This is a genomic window from Sediminibacterium sp. KACHI17, assembly GCF_040362915.1.
Lineage (GTDB): Bacteria > Bacteroidota > Bacteroidia > Chitinophagales > Chitinophagaceae > Sediminibacterium.
Window position 1 is genome coordinate 330829 of sequence record NZ_AP029612.1, and the last position, 17535, is coordinate 348363.

At 40.0% G+C, this 17535-nt stretch carries 11 protein-coding genes and 1 tRNA gene; 7 read left to right on the plus strand and 5 right to left on the minus strand.

Going from position 1 to position 17535, the window contains the following annotated elements; translation table 11 throughout:
• Positions 1–69: 69 nt before the first annotated feature.
• Positions 70–1788 carry a phospho-sugar mutase gene (locus tag ABXG83_RS01345; RefSeq protein ID WP_353549700.1) on the plus strand — a complete coding sequence of 573 codons (1719 nt, stop codon included), beginning with the start codon at positions 70–72 and terminating at the stop codon, positions 1786–1788.
• An 88-nt stretch (positions 1789–1876) separates the two neighbouring features.
• On the opposite strand, the gene ABXG83_RS01350 is transcribed toward ABXG83_RS01345, so the two are convergent.
• Positions 1877–2407 (minus strand): hypothetical protein, encoded by a 531-nt coding sequence (locus ABXG83_RS01350; protein WP_353549701.1) that lies wholly within the window; start codon positions 2405–2407, stop codon positions 1877–1879.
• 190 nt (positions 2408–2597) lie between these two features.
• Here ABXG83_RS01350 and ABXG83_RS01355 point away from each other — a divergent pair, with 190 nt between their 5' ends.
• Positions 2598–3257, plus strand: coding sequence for a protein-L-isoaspartate(D-aspartate) O-methyltransferase (locus tag ABXG83_RS01355; protein ID WP_353549702.1), 660 nt, complete (start codon positions 2598–2600; stop codon positions 3255–3257).
• A 108-nt stretch (positions 3258–3365) separates the two neighbouring features.
• On the opposite strand, the gene ABXG83_RS01360 is transcribed toward ABXG83_RS01355, so the two are convergent.
• The 3 genes from ABXG83_RS01360 to ABXG83_RS01370 form a co-directional block, all read right to left on the minus strand.
• Positions 3366–6032, minus strand: a complete 2667-nt coding sequence (locus ABXG83_RS01360) for an outer membrane beta-barrel family protein (protein WP_353549703.1) — start codon at positions 6030–6032, stop codon at positions 3366–3368.
• Between the two features lie 161 nt (positions 6033–6193).
• Positions 6194–6796 carry a DUF445 family protein gene (locus ABXG83_RS01365; RefSeq protein WP_353549704.1) on the minus strand — a complete coding sequence of 201 codons (603 nt, stop codon included), beginning with the start codon at positions 6794–6796 and terminating at the stop codon, positions 6194–6196.
• A 50-nt stretch (positions 6797–6846) separates the two neighbouring features.
• Positions 6847–6920 (minus strand) — tRNA-His (locus ABXG83_RS01370).
• A gap of 173 nt (positions 6921–7093) precedes the next feature.
• Between ABXG83_RS01370 and ABXG83_RS01375 the strand changes: the two genes are divergently transcribed.
• Entirely contained in the window at positions 7094–9235 is a 2142-nt protein-coding gene (locus ABXG83_RS01375; RefSeq protein ID WP_353549705.1) for a carboxy terminal-processing peptidase, read from the plus strand.
• A gap of 71 nt (positions 9236–9306) precedes the next feature.
• The gene (locus ABXG83_RS01380; protein ID WP_353549706.1) at positions 9307–9810 is read left to right on the plus strand and encodes a UpxY family transcription antiterminator; all 504 of its coding nucleotides are present in this window, start codon (positions 9307–9309) and stop codon (positions 9808–9810) included.
• Positions 9811–9864: 54 nt separating this feature from the next.
• Here the strand turns inward: ABXG83_RS01380 and mtaB are convergent, their stop codons facing one another.
• Positions 9865–11139: a tRNA (N(6)-L-threonylcarbamoyladenosine(37)-C(2))-methylthiotransferase MtaB gene (gene mtaB, locus ABXG83_RS01385; RefSeq protein WP_353549707.1), complete on the minus strand. Its 1275-nt coding sequence runs from the start codon at positions 11137–11139 to the stop codon at positions 9865–9867.
• Positions 11140–11365: 226 nt separating this feature from the next.
• On the opposite strand from mtaB, the gene ABXG83_RS01390 reads away from it, so the two are divergent.
• The 3 genes from ABXG83_RS01390 (at position 11366) to ABXG83_RS01400 (ending at position 17506) form a co-directional block, all read left to right on the plus strand.
• Positions 11366–14593, plus strand: coding sequence for a DUF2723 domain-containing protein (locus tag ABXG83_RS01390; RefSeq protein ID WP_353549708.1), 3228 nt, complete (start codon positions 11366–11368; stop codon positions 14591–14593).
• A 173-nt stretch (positions 14594–14766) separates the two neighbouring features.
• Positions 14767–15864, plus strand: coding sequence for a VWA domain-containing protein (locus tag ABXG83_RS01395; RefSeq protein ID WP_353549709.1), 1098 nt, complete (start codon positions 14767–14769; stop codon positions 15862–15864).
• Between the two features lie 103 nt (positions 15865–15967).
• On the plus strand, positions 15968–17506 hold the full coding sequence (locus tag ABXG83_RS01400; protein ID WP_353549710.1) for a sigma 54-interacting transcriptional regulator: 1539 nt from the start codon (positions 15968–15970) through the stop codon (positions 17504–17506).
• Positions 17507–17535: the final 29 nt, after the last annotated feature.

Genomic DNA, 17535 nt, shown 5'->3' on the forward strand with positions numbered 1-17535 from the left:
CATGAAAATTGGGAAAATATTGATAAACTTGCTCAACAATCAAAGCAATCATTTCAAAATCCGCCTTATATGGATGCTAGAATACAAGAGAAAGTGAATACCTGGCTTTCAGGTAACTATGATGAGACAACCAAGGAAGCTATTCGACAGATGCCGGCTGATGAGCAGGCAGATGCTTTTTATCGTAACCTTGAATTTGGTACGGGTGGATTAAGAGGTATCATGGGTGTGGGTACCAATCGTGTGAATAAATACACGATCGGAATGGCCACACAAGGCTTTGCGAACTATTTGAAAAAGACATACCCGAATCAGGAGATCAAAGTCTCTATTGGACATGATAGCCGCAATAACAGCCGTTTTTTTGCTGAAACCACTGCCAATGTATTCGCTGCCAATGGTATCAAAGTATTTCTCTTTGAAGCGTTACGACCAACTCCTGAATTGAGTTTTTCGATCAGACATTTAGGATGTCATGCAGGGGTCGTATGTACAGCATCGCATAATCCTAAAGAATACAATGGATACAAAGCCTATTGGAATGATGGGGGACAATTAGTGCCACCACATGATAAAAACGTGATCAAAGAGGTAGAAGCCATTACCAGTGTTGATGAAGTATTGTGGGAAGGCGGAGAGAATAATATTACGCTGATGGGTGCTGATATGGATCAGGCCTATCTGAAAATGGTGAAAGGTCTCAGTGTCTATCCCGACGTGATCGCAGCGCAACATGATCTGAAGATTGTATATACGCCCATACATGGAACGGGTATAACATTGGTGCCGGATGTTTTAAAAGCGTTCGGATTTACCAATGTAACAGTGGTAGAAGAACAAGCTAAACCAGATGGTAATTTTCCAACAGTGATCTATCCAAATCCGGAAGAAAGTGAAACCATGAGTATCGGTTTGCAAAAAGCAAAAGAAATGGATGCCGATATTTTATTGGGTACGGATCCTGATGCAGACAGGGTAGGGATCGGTGTAAAAAATCACAAAGGTGAGTGGGTACTGATGAATGGAAATCAGACCGCAGTACTTGCATTTGCTTATATGATCGAAGCCCGTAAAACAAAAGGGATCGCTCAGCCAAATGATATGGTGATCTCTACGATCGTAACTTCTGAGATGATCAATGAAGTGGCCAGACAAAATCAGGTAGCTTGTTATAATGTTCTTACAGGTTTTAAATGGATTGCTGAATTGATCAAAGAGAAAGAAGGAAAAGAAAACTATGTGATCGGTGGAGAAGAGAGTTTTGGTTTGATGATCGGAGATAAGATCCGGGATAAAGATGCTGTCAGTGCAGTTGCTTTGATGTGTGAAATGGCAGCTTATGAAAAAGCAAAAGGCAGAACCTTATTCGATAAAATGATCGAATTGTACATACAGTATGGTTTTTACTATGAAAACCTTATTAGTATCACCAAGAAGGGAATGAATGGACAAAAAGAGATCGCTGAAATGATGGAGAACTACCGAAATCAGCCTCCATCTTCTATTGATGGTTCTCCGGTGATCACATTATTGGATTACGATCTTCAGAAAGGTAAGAATCTGGTTACGGGTGAAGAGTGGACCATCAATCTGCCGAAAAGTAATGTACTGCAGTTCATTACAGAAGATGGCAGTAAGATCTCAGCGCGTCCTTCCGGTACAGAACCTAAGATCAAATTTTATTTCAGTGTGAATACTGCATTGAAAAATAAAGCTGACTTTGATGCAACTTATGCATCACTGCAACAGAAGATTGATCGAATCATCGCTGATATGAAATTGAAATAAATGAAAAGGGCATCTAAATAGCAGATGCCCTTTTCATTTATTTTAATTGGTTAAGATCTTAATGATTGACCTGGTCTGTTTCAACACTTTATTTTCGATTGATCTTTAAATATTTGAATTCACCGTTTTGGATGGGGAACTCACCTGTTTTAGCGCCGTACTGGTCGAATGTGAAATAAGTAAACTGGAATGTTCCATTGATGTAATCTGCACCGATCTTATTCAAGAATAAAGTGCCACTCTGAGAAAAATGGTATTGTATACGTGTTGAATTTACTTTATCATTCACTTCCATAAAGTAGGCGGGTCTATTCGTGCTAAGGGTGATCGTTTTATTTTCTGTATAATTATCTCTTGTAAAATCTTCGATAATAAATTGAATCAGTGTGCTACTATCCGCATTGATTTTTTTCTCAGCAGAGATTCTCAACATAAATGGACCACCTTGTACCAACTGCTCCGAAGTAGCAATAACAGTATCAGGTATAAAAGCTTGAGTGCCGGCAATGGTAGCTTTAAAACTGCTAGCGGGTGGTGTGTAAGGGGTTGGCTTGGTGGTCTCTTTTTCGCAAGCCACCAGGAAACCTGCGATACTTAATAATGCTATGATCTTTTTCATGTTATTTTTTTGCAATGCTAAGCATGGCTTGTTGTTGCAAAAGAGTGCTTTGTATCTGCGGTTTTATTTGTCTATTAAAGGTTTTTCGCATCACATGAATATGTGGGAAAATTATCATTTTGATTTTTCTTTTCACAGCGGAGGAAAACAGAACGGACAGCCATAGGGAAACAGTATATTCGTAACGCTTATGAAACCAAAACTAGAAGATACATACCAGCATAAAGGATTGAGGCGTCAGTTGATTCAATTACTTCGTGATAAGGGAATTACTGATGAGGCTGTGCTTGACGCAATGAACAATATACCCCGCCACTTTTTTCTGGATTCTGCCTTTGATAAAATTGCTTATGAGGACCGTGCTTTTCCAATAGGGGAAGGGCAAACCATTTCACAGCCGTATACGGTAGCTTATCAGACTCAATTATTGAAAGTGAGTAAGATGGAGAAAGTGTTGGAGATCGGGACAGGAAGTATGTACCAGTCTACGGTACTGGCTGAGATGGGAGCAAAAGTGTACACCATTGAGCGACAAAAAAAATTATATGATCAACATAGTTCCTATGTCTTCAAAATGAAATATCCGAATCTGAAATTTTTCTTTGGAGATGGCTTTGAAGGCTTACCTGCATTTCAACCCTATGATAAAATACTGATTACGGCCGCTGCTCCATTTATTCCTCCGAAACTGGTGCAGCAATTAAAAGTAGGAGGTGTAATGGTGTTGCCGGTTGATGAAGGCGAAAACCAACGGATGCTTCGATTGACCAAATTGCAAGATGGTTCTCTTCAGGAAGAAGCTTTTGAAGAATTCTCTTTCGTACCAATGCTGACAGGTAAGAATAGATAACAATGATCATTGTAGCATATTGAATCATCAAGAGAAGATTTGCTAAAATAAAAAATGTCCAATATCACTTCGATATTGGACATTTTTTATTTCAGGGTTTATCTGTTCTTACTGCTGCATCATATCCATTCCACCACCTTGATCAGCTTTGGTGTTTTTGCGCTTGAATAAAGCGGCATCAAACTTGCCGAAGCGGTAGTTGAAGTTCAGGCGTAAAACCTGAGGATCTCTTCTACGCTGACTGGTTTGCTGGAAGAAATTACTTTCACTGTAAGACTCGAATAATTGAGTACGGAAAATATCATTCATGCTGAGTGTAACAGAACCGCTTTGTCCGTTTTTCCAGGTCCACTCTTTACGGATCGCTAAATCAAATCCGTAACGAGGCAGGTTGAAACCTTGAGCAGTTCCTTGCATACCACCGCCCCACATCATACCACCACCCATTCCACCACCGCCACGGCCACCACCACCGGTTCCCGGAGGTAATACGGTTTTCGCTTGATAGTCGCCACTGAACTGAATAGACCATCCTTTAGAAACTTTGAATGCACTGTTCATTTTGGCAAACCAGCTCACTCTAGCATCATTGCTGATGTTTTGACCAGGAATTGTTGCATTGATCTTAGCACTGAACAGATTCGCACTTAATGTTAAATCCCACCACTTGGTCACCGGCATTTTATTGCTCAGTTCCAATCCATAAATGATGCTGTTATCCGCATTGATGAATGAGTTATAGAATACCAGATTGGTATCAGCCGGATTCAGTTCATTTTTACCGGTATAAGAATATCGAGTGATCAGGTTTGTGCTGTATTTAAAGAAACCTGTTACCAGAAAATTCGCACCACGCTTATATGCGTTGTTGTATGACAGCTCAAATGAGTTGGTGAATTCAGGTTTTAATCCGGCGTTACCAACACTGATATTCTGAGGATCAGAGAAATCAGGGAAAGGCATTAACTGGAAGAAATTAGGTCTGTTAACACGACGTGAGTAGTTAAACTGAAGGTCTTGCTTATCATTAACCTTGTAAGTGATAAACGCACTTGGGAACAAACTCAAAGGAAAATCTACTTTGAATTGAGCAGAATCTGCTCCGGTTGTTTTCAATAAGGTACCGGTATAGTTAGAACTTTCAGCACGCAAACCTAACTGGTAACTGAATTTTTTCACTTTAAAGCTGTATGATACATACGCGGCATATACTGCGTCATTGAATTTATAACGATTGCTGATCGAAGGAATCAATGTGTATTTGTTCGTATTATAATCATATCTGAACTGATTGCTGGTATTTCCGAAATCACGGATAGCAGCACGACCACCCAATTCCAGTTTGGTGCTTTCTGTCAATGGGTTCTCATAATCTGTTTGGAAAGTGTAGAACTTATTGGTACCATCACCCAATGTCTGCTGTAATAAAGCAGGGAACTTGATACTGTTATCAGTTCTAAAAGTACTTGTGTTCACAAACGAATTATTGTCGTTTTTGCTTGAGTTAAAATTTACATCAGCAGAGATATTCTCACCACTGCGTGTGAAGTTGTGTTTGTAACTCAGTTGTGTTCCAAAGTTTTGGAAATTGCTACGGCTATTGTTGATGATGTCATTGTAAGAAGTGTATACACCTCCAACAGTTGAATCAGCTCTTTGTGTATTTGTGTTATCAAATTGCCCTCTGTTGTAGTTGGCAGCTATTGAAATGGTATTTCTGTTATCTACAAGAAAATCCAAACCACCTCTGAAGAAACCAAAGAAACCGGTACTAATACCCTTACCTACGATATACAAGCTACTAGGTGTAGCGAACAGATTATCTCTGTCATTCATGGTATTGGTGATCGATTTACGCTGGTTGTATGTACCACTCAAAAAAGCGTTGATCTTGTTTTGACGAATATTGATATCACCGCCTAAATTGATTCTTCCACGAGAATCAACACCAGATCTGATACCGCCATTGTAACCTACTTTCTTATTTTTCTTCAATACGATATTCAAGATACCGGCGTTACCGCCTGATGCATCAAATTTCGCAGAAGGGTTGGTGATCAATTCTACTTTGTCAATGATATCTGCCGGTAATTGATCTAATGTAATGGTAGTCGGACGTCCATCGATGAAGATCGTTGGAGCTGCATTACGTAAAGTCACGTTTCCATCTACATCCACATTCAATGCAGGAATGTTTTTCATGATTTCTGTAGCAGTTTGTCCGGCACTCACCAGGTTCTTATCTACGTTGAAGATCTTACGATCGATCCCCATTTCAAATTGAGGTTTGGCCGAAGAAGTAACGGTAACATTCCCCAAATCGGTAGCATCAGCTTCCATTTTGATATTACCTAGGTCTTTATCGGTCATCCCTGCCATTTGCTGAAAATTGGGGCTTTCGCCGCGAGCAGGCATTTTGATGCCGAATGTAACTGTTTGAACCAGGTTAGCATAGCCTAAAGCACTGAATTTCAATTTAAAATTGCCAAAAATGGGAAGGTTTTCAAAGCTGAAATCACCGTTTGCACGTGTGATTTGAGTATTGAGGACTGCTTCAACCATCTTTTTAGCAACGGTATCGAATTTATTACCTGTAATCTGTACGGTCACGCCTTCAATACCCTTATTGGTCTTGCTATCAACGATTTTTCCATAAAAATGCCCCACATTCAAATTGGCTGGGCCGCCTGCACCTCCCATTCTGGCTCCCGGAAACTGGGCAGCAGCGGAAAAAGTCACAAAAATGAAGGCGAAAAATGTAAATAATTTACTCATGATGATATGTTGAAATATTCTGATGCAAAGTTGCATCTATGATTTGGGAACTGTCGTTTGTTTATACAGACGGTAGTAAGACAATTTTAAAGGGGTAAAGTTTGAAGCCAGCGTACCAGTAACAGGGGTATTCTCGGTGATACCATAGTTTTATTCGGTGACTATGTTAAAAGGGTCAATAAAACTTGTAATAAACCGATGATAAAACCTAAAACTGCACCCACCAACTCCACAAAACGGAATTCTTTGGATAAAATGGATTGAAGAATGTCTTCCAGCTTATCGCTTGAAAATGAGGCAACTTTTTGAATAACGATCTTTTCCAGGTCTAATTCCTGTTGTAAATGACCCATATAACGTTGCATGATCACGGGAAACAGGGTTTCCAACTCCTTCATGAAAACGCCCTTTAGTTGTTTGATCGTGTTTTCTCCAATGAACATACTGATCACGGGCATTTCCTCAGCCAGTTTTTGACGCAGGAATTGTTCAATATGTTGTTCCACCACGGGCATTAGCTTCTGAATATTATCAGGATGGATCAACTTTTGCTCGATATCAGCAAAGGAGAGCAGTTCCTGACTTACCAGTTTGCCCAATTTTTCAGCGAATTGTTGTTGTCTTTTTGGAAAGATGCCTTGTATGGTAATACCCAAAATCTTTTTAGGTTCTTTTGGGTGAAACAGCATTTTAATGGCGATCCAATTGGTGAACCAGCCAATAAATGCAGAAATTACAGGGATCAGAAAAAGGATATAACTCATGTGTAGAAATTTAAAAACCTATAAGGTGTTAACTTATAGGTTTTCTAGGGGGAGAACGATGGGTCTCGAACCCACGGCCTTCAGTGCCACAAACTGACGCTCTAACCAACTGAGCTACGCTCTCCGTTTTTATGGGAGTGCAAAAATAGGGTAAAACAACATTTTATACATCATTCAATGCCCTTTTTTTTACAACGACCGTTCATCAAAACCTTTGTTAATTGGTTCTACAGAGAGCGGAAGGAGAGCTGTTTTCAGTTATTTTTGGAAAGAATCATGCAAAAATTCAAGGAATTTATGAAGAGTAGAAAAGGGTTGTTATTGCTCACCGTCGTATTGTTCGGTGCGCTTTTTTTCGCATTCCGTTATACGGGCTCAGATTATACTGATGTCGTACTTTCTCAAAGACAAAGATTATTGTCGGCAGTAGGATCATTGTTAGAGTCCCAGCATTATAGTCCGAAAAATATCAATAACGATTTCTCAAAAAAATTATTCCAGAAATTTTTAGATGACCTGGATGGAGATAAATCTTTTTTTCTTCAGTCAGACATCAATGCATTGAAGAAACATGAATTGAATCTGGATGATGAGATCAAAGGTGCGGAGATCAAATTTGCACCTGAAGCAGGTGTTATCTATGAGAAACGTTTGAATGCTGTTGCGACCTTGTACAAAGATATTTTATCAAAGCCTTTCGATTTCACTGTGGATGAAACAGCTATGCTTGACAGTGATAAATTAGGCTATGCAGCCAATGAAGCAGAACAAAAAGATCGTTGGAGAAAATTATTGAAATATTACACACTCGAGCGTTTTGTTGAATTGCAAGACCAGCGTGAACAAAATAAAGGGAAGAAAGATTTCGAAGTGAAATCAGACGAAGCTTTAGAAAAAGAAGCCCGTGAAAAAGTACTCAAAGCGATGAACAAAAGATTTGATCGCATCAAAAGTACAATCAAAGAAGAGCAGCGCTTCAACACTTATATTAACTCTGTGACCAGTTTGATGGATCCCCATACAGACTATTTCGCTCCGGTTGAGAAAAGATCTTTTGATGAACAAATGAGCGGAAGATTTTATGGAATAGGCGCCCAATTAACAGAAGATGATTATGGAGTGAAGATCGCTTCCATACAACCGGGTGGTGCTGCATTTAAATCGGGAGAGTTGTCTGTGAATGATGTGATATTGAAAGTGGCGCAAGGAACGGCTGAACCTGTGGATGTAGCCGGTTATGCTACCGAAGATGTGGTTAAATTGATCCGTGGAAATAAAGGAACAGAAGTTCGTTTGACAGTTAAAAAATCAGACGGACTTATTAAAACCATCATTTTGCAAAGAGATGAGATCGTATTGGACGAAACATTTGCAAGAAGTGCGATCGTAAATGAAGGCAATGAGAAAATCGGTTATATCTGGTTGCCTGAATTTTATGCGGATTACGAAAGAGAAAATGGGAATCGTTGTTCTGATGATGTCGCAAAAGAAATCATCAAATTAAAAAAAGAGAATATCAACGGACTAGTGATCGACCTGCGTAATAATGGCGGAGGTTCTTTGTACGAAGTGATTCAGATGGTTGGGTTGTTCATCAATCAGGGTCCTGTTGTACAAGTGCGTGATAGAGATGGTAAGGCCAATGTGTATGGTGATCAGCGTCCGGGTACTTTATATGATGGTCCATTGGCAGTTCTTGTGAATGAACTGAGTGCTTCTGCCAGTGAGATCTTTGCAGGAGCAATTCAGGATTACAGAAGAGGTGTGGTGATTGGTAGTACTTCTACTTATGGAAAAGGAACCGTACAGAAAACAGTGCCTTTTGGTAATGTAGTAGATATCAATAGTGGTAGAACAGATATGGGTGCAGTTAAACTCACTTTCCAGATGTTTTATCGAATCAATGGGGGTTCTACACAACTAAAAGGGATTGAACCGGACATTGTGCTTCCGGATAGTTATGAGTATCTAAAGATTCGTGAGAAAGATGTTCCTCATGCTTTGCCTTGGGATCAGATCCAAAAAGCTACTTATCTGACCTGGCATAAAGATTATGGACATGATCGTGTGATACAAGCAGAAAATGAACGCGTAAAAGAGAATTCTTCGCTGAATCTCTTAAAAGACAATTTGATCTGGCTTTCTAAATTGAATGAAGAGCCCGCCAGTCTGAATGTTGATAAATACAAGTCCTTACAAAAAAGAATTCGTTCTACTGTTTCTCAGAATAATACTTTGTTGAGACTTAAAGAAGAAATGAATATAGTTCCTCCTACAATTGATCAGGATAAATTTTTCAATAATCCAGACAAGAATAAGGGAGAGCGTTACCAGGCTTGGTTAAAAGCACTCAAATCAGATATGCATATCGGCGAAACTGTGAAAGTGCTTAGTGGATTGGCATCAGAATTTACAAAAGCTACTGCTGCTGTAAAATAACAATGATTTTATTATGTTTGCAGGCGCTACGGTTGTAGCGCCTGTTTCTTTTTAAAGATATAAGTGAGCACATGGAACCCGAGAAAAAATGGTACGCCTTATATACAAAGCCCAGATGGGAGAAAAAAATCGATAGTTTATTAGTGCGCAAAGGAATTGAGAGCTGGTGCCCCCTTCAGAAAATTGAGCGACAGTGGAGTGATCGAAAAAAGATCATTGAAGATCCTCTTTTTAAATCCTACGTTTTTGTGCATATTGATCCTTCAGAACGCACCAAAGTCTTAATGACAGAAGGGGTTTTAAATTTTGTTTATTATCTCGGTAAGCCGGCGGTTATCAAGGATGAAGAAGTGATGACCATCAAAAAATACCTCGCAGAAAAAGATGCAAGTCTTGCTATCTTAAGTGAAGAGGGTTATCAGGCAGAAATGAAGATCATGGTGAACCACGGGGTATTCATGGGTAATGAAGGTACTGTGATCAGAGGTGGTAAGAAGAAAGTCTATGTTAAACTCGAGAGTTTAGGACAAGTGATGGTGGTTGAGTTTCCTGCTGAATATTTATCACCATTGTGAGAAGCAGAAATTTAAAAAGGAAATAAAGTCAATTTATTTTTCACCACCTATCACTCACTGGATCTTCCAATCCACGATCTCATTGGCCCATTCTTTTCTGTATGGAGTTGTGATACGAATATAATTATCAGTGTATCCTTCCATCATTCCGTTCTTTTCAAATGCTTCAAATAACACCTTACGGGTTTGTCCGTTATGCTGTTCCGTAAAGTATTGCATTTTCATATAAGAGAGATTGCGCAATGTTTTGTTTCTCTCGTTTCTAACCGGAATCGGGATCACAGGTTGAATTTCCAATGCCTTGGTATGATCTCTTTCGGAGTAAGTAAATACATGTAGATAGGATACATCCAATGAATGAAGGAAATCAAAGGTCTCCTGAAAATGTGCGTCAGTCTCACCGGGAAATCCAACGATCACATCAACGCCAATTGCGCAGTGGGGCATCAGTTTTTTTATGAGTGCTACACGCTCAGCATACAGCTCACGCTTATATCGTCTGCGCATCAATCCTAAGATCTCATTGCTGCCACTTTGTAAGGGTATATGGAAATGCGGCATGAATTTGTTGCTGTTCGATACAAAAGCAATGATATCATTCGTCAGTAAGTTCGGCTCAATGGATGATATGCGATAACGTTCGATGCCTTTCACTTGATCCAATGCCTGGATCAGCGTATAAAAATCTTCTTGATGTCTGCCTCCATCCGGCCCCTTTCCAAAATCGCCAAGGTTAACACCTGTCAATACGATTTCTTTGACCCCATTGCCGGCCAGGATTTCTGCTTGTTTGATCACATTCTCGATACTATCGCTTCTGCTTTTACCCCTTGCCATAGGAATGGTACAAAATGAACAGTTATAATCACAGCCGTCTTGTACCTTGAGAAAGGTCCTTGTTCTGTCATTCTGTGAAAAGGAAGCATTGAATCCACTGACTTCATCAATATCGCAACTACAAATACGGGTAGGATCTCCTTTGGACAGTTCTTGAATATGAGAAGCGATATTGAATTTTTCCGCTGCGCCCAATACTAAGTCTACACCGGGTATCTCAGCAATTTCTTTGGGCTTCAATTGTGCATAACATCCGGTAATGACCACAAAACTCTCCGGACTTCGGCGTTGTATGCGTCTGACAAGTTGACGACATTCTTTATCAGCATTATCTGTTACAGAACATGTATTGATGACATACACATCTGCCAGATCATCAAACTCTTTTTTTTCAAAGCCTTCCTGTTCCAGCATACGGGAAAGGGTAGAAGTCTCTGAAAAATTCAGTTTACAACCTAATGTATGAAATGCAACGCTACGCTTCTGACTCATGGGGAGCAAAGGTAGGAAGGAAAGCGGATTTGATGGTATTTTGAATGACCCGTGTAAAAACTTTGATCAGATGGTGAAGTGCCCGCAAATGGTCGTAAAAGCAGTGAATAAGACATGAAATCACTGGGTTGATAACATTTTCTTAAAAAAAATGATTCCCCCGCTCTCATTTTCAATTTTAGCATTAATAAGGTATGTTTGCCAGTCTTTAAAAACCAAAACCAATATGCAGTTTACCCGTATTAATAATCTGGTGGGTTGGGTAGTATGTTTTATTGCCTGTACCGTTTATATTTTAACCGCAGAAGCTGGTGGCAGCTTGTGGGATTGCGGTGAATTTGTGAGCAGTTGTTTTCGACTGCAGATTCCGCACCCTCCCGGCGCTCCGCTGTTTGTAATATTGGGTCGCATATTTATCATCGTTTTTGGCGATAACCCCATGGCTGCTGCAAAAGCAGTGAATGTCATGAGTGCCTTGGCCAGTGGTTTTACCATTTTATTCTTGTTTTGGACCATTACCCATTTTGCACGCAGAATCATCAATGTTAAAACTACTGATACCATTCATGGCGGTCAACTCTGGAGTATCATGGGTGCAGGTGTTGTAGGTGCACTGGCTTATACTTTCAGTGATTCATTTTGGTATAGTGCTGTAGAAGGTGAAGTATATGCATTGTCTTCTTTCTTCACTGCCATTGTATTCTGGGCCATCCTTAAATGGGAGAACCATGCAGATGAACCTGGCGCCGATCGTTGGATCGTCTTCATATTCTTTATGATGGGATTATCCATTGGTGTACACTTACTAAACCTATTGACCATTCCAGCGATCGTCATGGTTTATTATTTCCGTAAGCGTGAAAATTTCAAATATGAATTGTTGCGTAAATGGTTCTTACGTTTGGTAGCAATAGGCGGTGTATTGGCATTTATCGGTGCACTCGTTGCAGCTAAAGGAGAAGTATCGGAAAGAAATCCGTCTATGGACAGCACACTCGCGGGATTGATGATCCTGGGTACAGCTGCAGCCATTGGACTTTTATTCTTGGTAGAAGGATTGAATAAACAAAAGAAAACCATTTATGGCGGCATCTATATTTTCTTTGTATTGGCATGTGTGATCACAGGTGCAGTACAGGTAGGTGTTATCCAATATACAGTGAAGTTTGCAGGTACTTTTGATCGTTGGTTTGTCAACGGTTTCGGATTGCCCTTCTTCTCAGGATTTGCATTTTTCTTTTTGTTATTGGCAGCATTGATCTGGTACGGATTAAAATATGCTGCTCGTAAAAACTGGGCTTACTTACGTTTGGGATTATGGTGTATCACATTTATGCTGATCGGTTACAGTACTTACGTAACAACCATGATCCGTAGTAATGCCAATCCATCGGTAGACATGTATAATGTAGATAATCCGATCAGCTTAGTAGGTTATCTGGGTCGTGAGCAGTATGGAGATTTTCCATTGTTGTATGGACAGAAATTTACTGCTCGTCCGATCGATCTTAAGTCTACCGGCATGCGCTATCAAAAAGCAAGAGATAAATACATTGAGTTGGGTGAAGACCGTAGATATGTATTTGCTGCAGAAGATAAAATGGTTTTCCCGCGTGTTTGGGATCTGAATAATGATCAGAATCATCAGGACTACTATGCATTTTATTTAGGGATCAACAGAATGAATGACGGTAGCTGGGAACGTGAACCAACACAGGCTGATAATGTCAAATTTTTCTTTGGCTATCAGATCAACTGGATGTATTTCCGCTACTTTATGTGGAATTTCTCAGGTAAACAAAATGATAACCAAGGTTTGTTCACCGGCAATGTTCGTGATGGTAACTGGATCACCGGTATCTCTTTCATTGATAAAGCTATCTATGGTGATCAGAGTCTGATGCCTGATTCTTTAAAGAATAACAAAGCCAATAATAAACTTTTTGCGCTTCCGTTGATCCTGGGATTATTAGGTCTGTTTTACCATTACAAGAAGCGTGGGGATGATTTCGGTGTGAACTTCCTGATGTTCTTCTTCACAGGTTTTGCGATCGTACTATACCTCAATCAACCAGGATACCAGCCTCGTGAGCGTGATTATGCTTATGTAGGAAGTTTTTATGCGTTTGCAGTATGGATCGGATTGGGCGTACTGAAAGTAGGAGATTGGTTAAGCAAGGCTGTGAAGCAAGCCAGCCTCAGTGCTATGCTTGCAACGGTCATTTGCTTACTCGCAGTTCCTGTTCTAATGGCACAACAAGAATGGGATGATCATGACAGAAGTAAAAAAACAGTAGCGCCGGATATGGCCCGCGACTATCTTGAAAGCTGTGCACCTAATGCGATTTTATTTACGTTCGGTGATAACGATACTTACCCGCTTTGGTATGCGCAGGAAGTGGAAGGTGTGAGAAGAGATGTGAGAGTCATCAACTACAGCTTATTGGGAATCGATTGGTACATCAATCAGCTGCGATACAAAGTGAATGAAAGCGCTCCAATAGATGTGATATGGACAGCAGAGCAAATCGAAGGAGGAAAGCGTGATTATATCGAATACAGACCTGATCCGAATATTCCGGAGAATCGTTATTATGATCTGTACGATCTCATGAAGAATTACGTAGGAGCGGATAATGCAGACAATAACTATAGCTATCCGGTAAAAAAAGTATCTCTGCCAGTAAGTCGTGAAGATGTTATTAAAAACGGAACTGCGAATGCTACTGACAGCATCGTTAATGAACTTCGTTTTGAGATCGGTAGAAATACCCTGATGAAGAATGATCTGGCAGTATTGAATATCATTGCCGCTAATAAATGGCAGCGTCCGATTTATTTCACTTCACCATCTCTTGAGAATATCGGATTCGAAACATTTCTTCGTAGAGATGGCTTGACCTACAGATTGGTTCCTGTTGAGAATGATCGCGTGAATACGGATTATATGCTCGATAAAGTGACCAATAAGTTCAAGTTTGGTAGTGCCAATGTACCGGGCGTTTACTTTGATGAAGAAAATCGTCGTCAATTGAATAGTTTGCGTTCTGCTTATGCGGATCTGGCACTGGATCTGGCTAGTAAGAATCGTAAGGATGAAGCGAAAAAAGTATTGAACCAGATCGATAAAATGATGCTGGATGAAAATATGCCTTACGGTATGGCGAGCAGAGGAAACCTGCACAATAGAAATTCATTATTATTCCTGGAAGCATGTTATTTAGCAGGCGATAGTACGCTGGCCAATAAAGTGGCAAATTCTGTTAAAAAAGACCTCGAGCAGCAAATAAAATTCTATAATTCGCTGACAGGTCGCAAAGCTGAATTAATGGAGCCGGAAAAACGCGGATCTGAGAATTATCTTCAGGCGATCTCGCAAATGCAAACCATGTATAACCCACGATTACAAATTCCGGGTAAAATGATGGCTGCTGATTCTGCCGCTCAGAAATAGTATAAAAAATTCCAATAAAAAGGCCCTCAATTTAGAGGGCTTTTTTTATGCGCTGATTGTGGATATATCATTTCAAATCATCTTCCCCAAGCTTTTACTGGCCGCCAAAGCAACCATTTCTTTTACGTATCTCGCAAACCATCCTGTTGCTTTGCTTGTTAAATTGCAGTAACATGTTAGGACACCGATTCATACATTTCGATCCCAATGAGAATGGGCAAACCAAGTTTGAACAGTTGTTGAATCTTTTCATGCAATTGCTCACCTATACCAATGGGGATGCTTCAGAAGCCCTGCAATGGCTTAATGAACTCGATAAGCAATATAAACTTACCGATAACGAATACGGCATGGGGGATTTCATCGAAGATCTGAAACAGAATGGATATCTATCAGAGGATCCGGCCAGTGGCAGTTTTTCTATCACTGCTAAATCTGAGCAAACCATTCGTAAGAAAAGTCTGGAAGAGATCTTTGGTAAACTGAAAAAGAGCCGACAAGGGAATCATCAAACCTTTAAGCCGGGCCAGGGAGACGAGATCAATCCGGATACACGTCCTTTTCAGTTTGGGGATATGCTTGAGCAAATAGATTTTACGGAAAGCATACGCAATGCACAGATCAATAGGGGAGTTGAAAGTTTCTCCATGCAGGAAGAAGATCTGCAGATCAGAGAGAGTGATTTTAAAACACAGACATCAACCGTTCTCATGATCGATATTTCTCATTCCATGATCTTATACGGAGAAGATCGCATCACGCCTGCTAAAAAAGTAGCAATGGCATTGAGTGAGCTGATCACAACAAAGTATCCAAAAGACACATTGGATATTGTTGTATTTGGAAATGATGCATGGAGTATCGAGATCAAGGATCTGCCTTATTTACAAGTTGGTCCGTATCATACCAATACTGTTGCCGGTTTAGAGTTGGCAATGGATCTTTTACGCAGACGTAAGAATCCGAACAAACAAATATTCATGATCACAGACGGGAAACCTACCTGTTTAAAGATCGGAGGGAAATATTACAAGAATAGTTTTGGGTTAGACAGAAAAGTAGTGAACAGATGTATCAATCTAGCAGCACAATGTAAAAAGCTAAAGATCCCGATCACAACATTTATGATCGCTTCGGATCCTTATCTGCAAAGTTTTGTACAAGAATTCACTGAAATGAATAATGGGAAAGCATTTTTTGCAAGCCTGGATAAATTAGGGGCATTTATTTTTAAAGATTTTGAAAGTGGCAAAAGAAGAACCGTATACTAAGGTGTTCTGATGAATGACTTTATTTCACTGTCATACACTTAAAAAAAAGATCTTGAAATATCGAATCCTCAAATGAAAAATTAATCAGTAAGAAAAAGATAGAATGAAGATTCAGCACATCAACACATTAGGCGAATTAAAAAAAAGTGGATATCAATCACGTTCCGTAAAAGATGAGGTCAGAGCAAATCTGATCCGTTCTATTCAATCGAAAGAGAATCCTTTTGCCGGAATCATTGGATATGAGGATACTGTGATCCCTGATACAGAACGAGCTATCTTAAGCAGACACAATATGCTTTTCCTTGGATTGAGAGGTCAGGCTAAAACAAGGATGGCCAGACAAATGGTAGACCTGTTGGATGAATATATTCCGATCGTAGCAGGCTCTGAGGTGAATGATGATCCTTTACAGCCCATGAGTAAGTTTGCGCGTGATCTGATAGCAGAACATGGAGATGATACGCCCATCAAATGGATGCATCGCAGTGAACGATATGGCGAAAAGTTAGCAACGCCTGATGTGAGTGTAGCGGATCTGATCGGAGATATCGATCCCATCAAAGCCGCCAATTTAAAATTGAGCTTTGCTGATGAGAAAGTCATTCACTATGGTATTATTCCAAGAAGCAACAGAGGTATTTTTGTGATCAATGAATTGCCGGATCTGCAGGCAAGAATTCAGGTAGCATTATTCAATATTTTGCAGGAAGGAGATATTCAGATCAGAGGGTTCAAGTTGCGGATGCCTTTGGATATTTTATTCATCTTCACTGCGAATCCGGAAGATTATACCAATCGGGGCAGTATTGTAACACCTTTAAAAGATCGTATCCAAAGTCAGATCTTAACGCACTATCCAAAGACCATTGAAAATTCGTTGGCCATCACCGAACAGGAGGCGAACATATCTGCAGATCAATCATCAAAAGTTGAGGTCAGTGATTTAGTGAAGCGGTTAATAGAGCAAGTTGCTTTTGAGGCGCGCAACAATGAATATGTAGATAAAAAAAGTGGCGTGAGCGCACGTTTAACGATTGCTGCGTATGAAAATGCAGTCAGCAGTGCAGAACGAAGAGCTTTGATCCATCAAGAAAAACAAACACAAATATGGATCAGTGACTTGAGTGGGATCATTCCCGCGATCACCGGAAAGATCGAGTTGGTATATGAAGGAGAGCAGGAGGGGCCTTATCAGGTTGCTTTGAATCTGGTAGATAAAGCGATCCGCTCTCAGTTCGTTCAATATTTCCCTAATCCTGATCAAGTCAAGAAAAAAAGAAGTACGGGTAAAAAATCAGTGGAAGAAAAAGAACCGGAGAACCCGTATAGGTCGATCATTCGTTGGTTTGATGGAGGGAATCATGTAGACCTCTTAACTGATATGAAAGATGAAGCACGCATTCAAGCCTTGTATCAGGTGGATGGACTGTATGCTTTTGTGAAAAAACATTTTCCTCAGGCCAATGAAAAACAAAATGCATTATTGATGGAGTTTGTTTTACATGGATTGGCTGCTTATTCACTCATCAGCAAGAAAACCATTGAAGGTCGTATTGAGTTCAAAGATCTCATCGGTAGTATGATGAATCTAGGAGAAATGAATTTTGATAGTACAGATGAGGATGAAGACTATAACTGATCCTACTCCTGACTTGAGTAGTTAGTTGT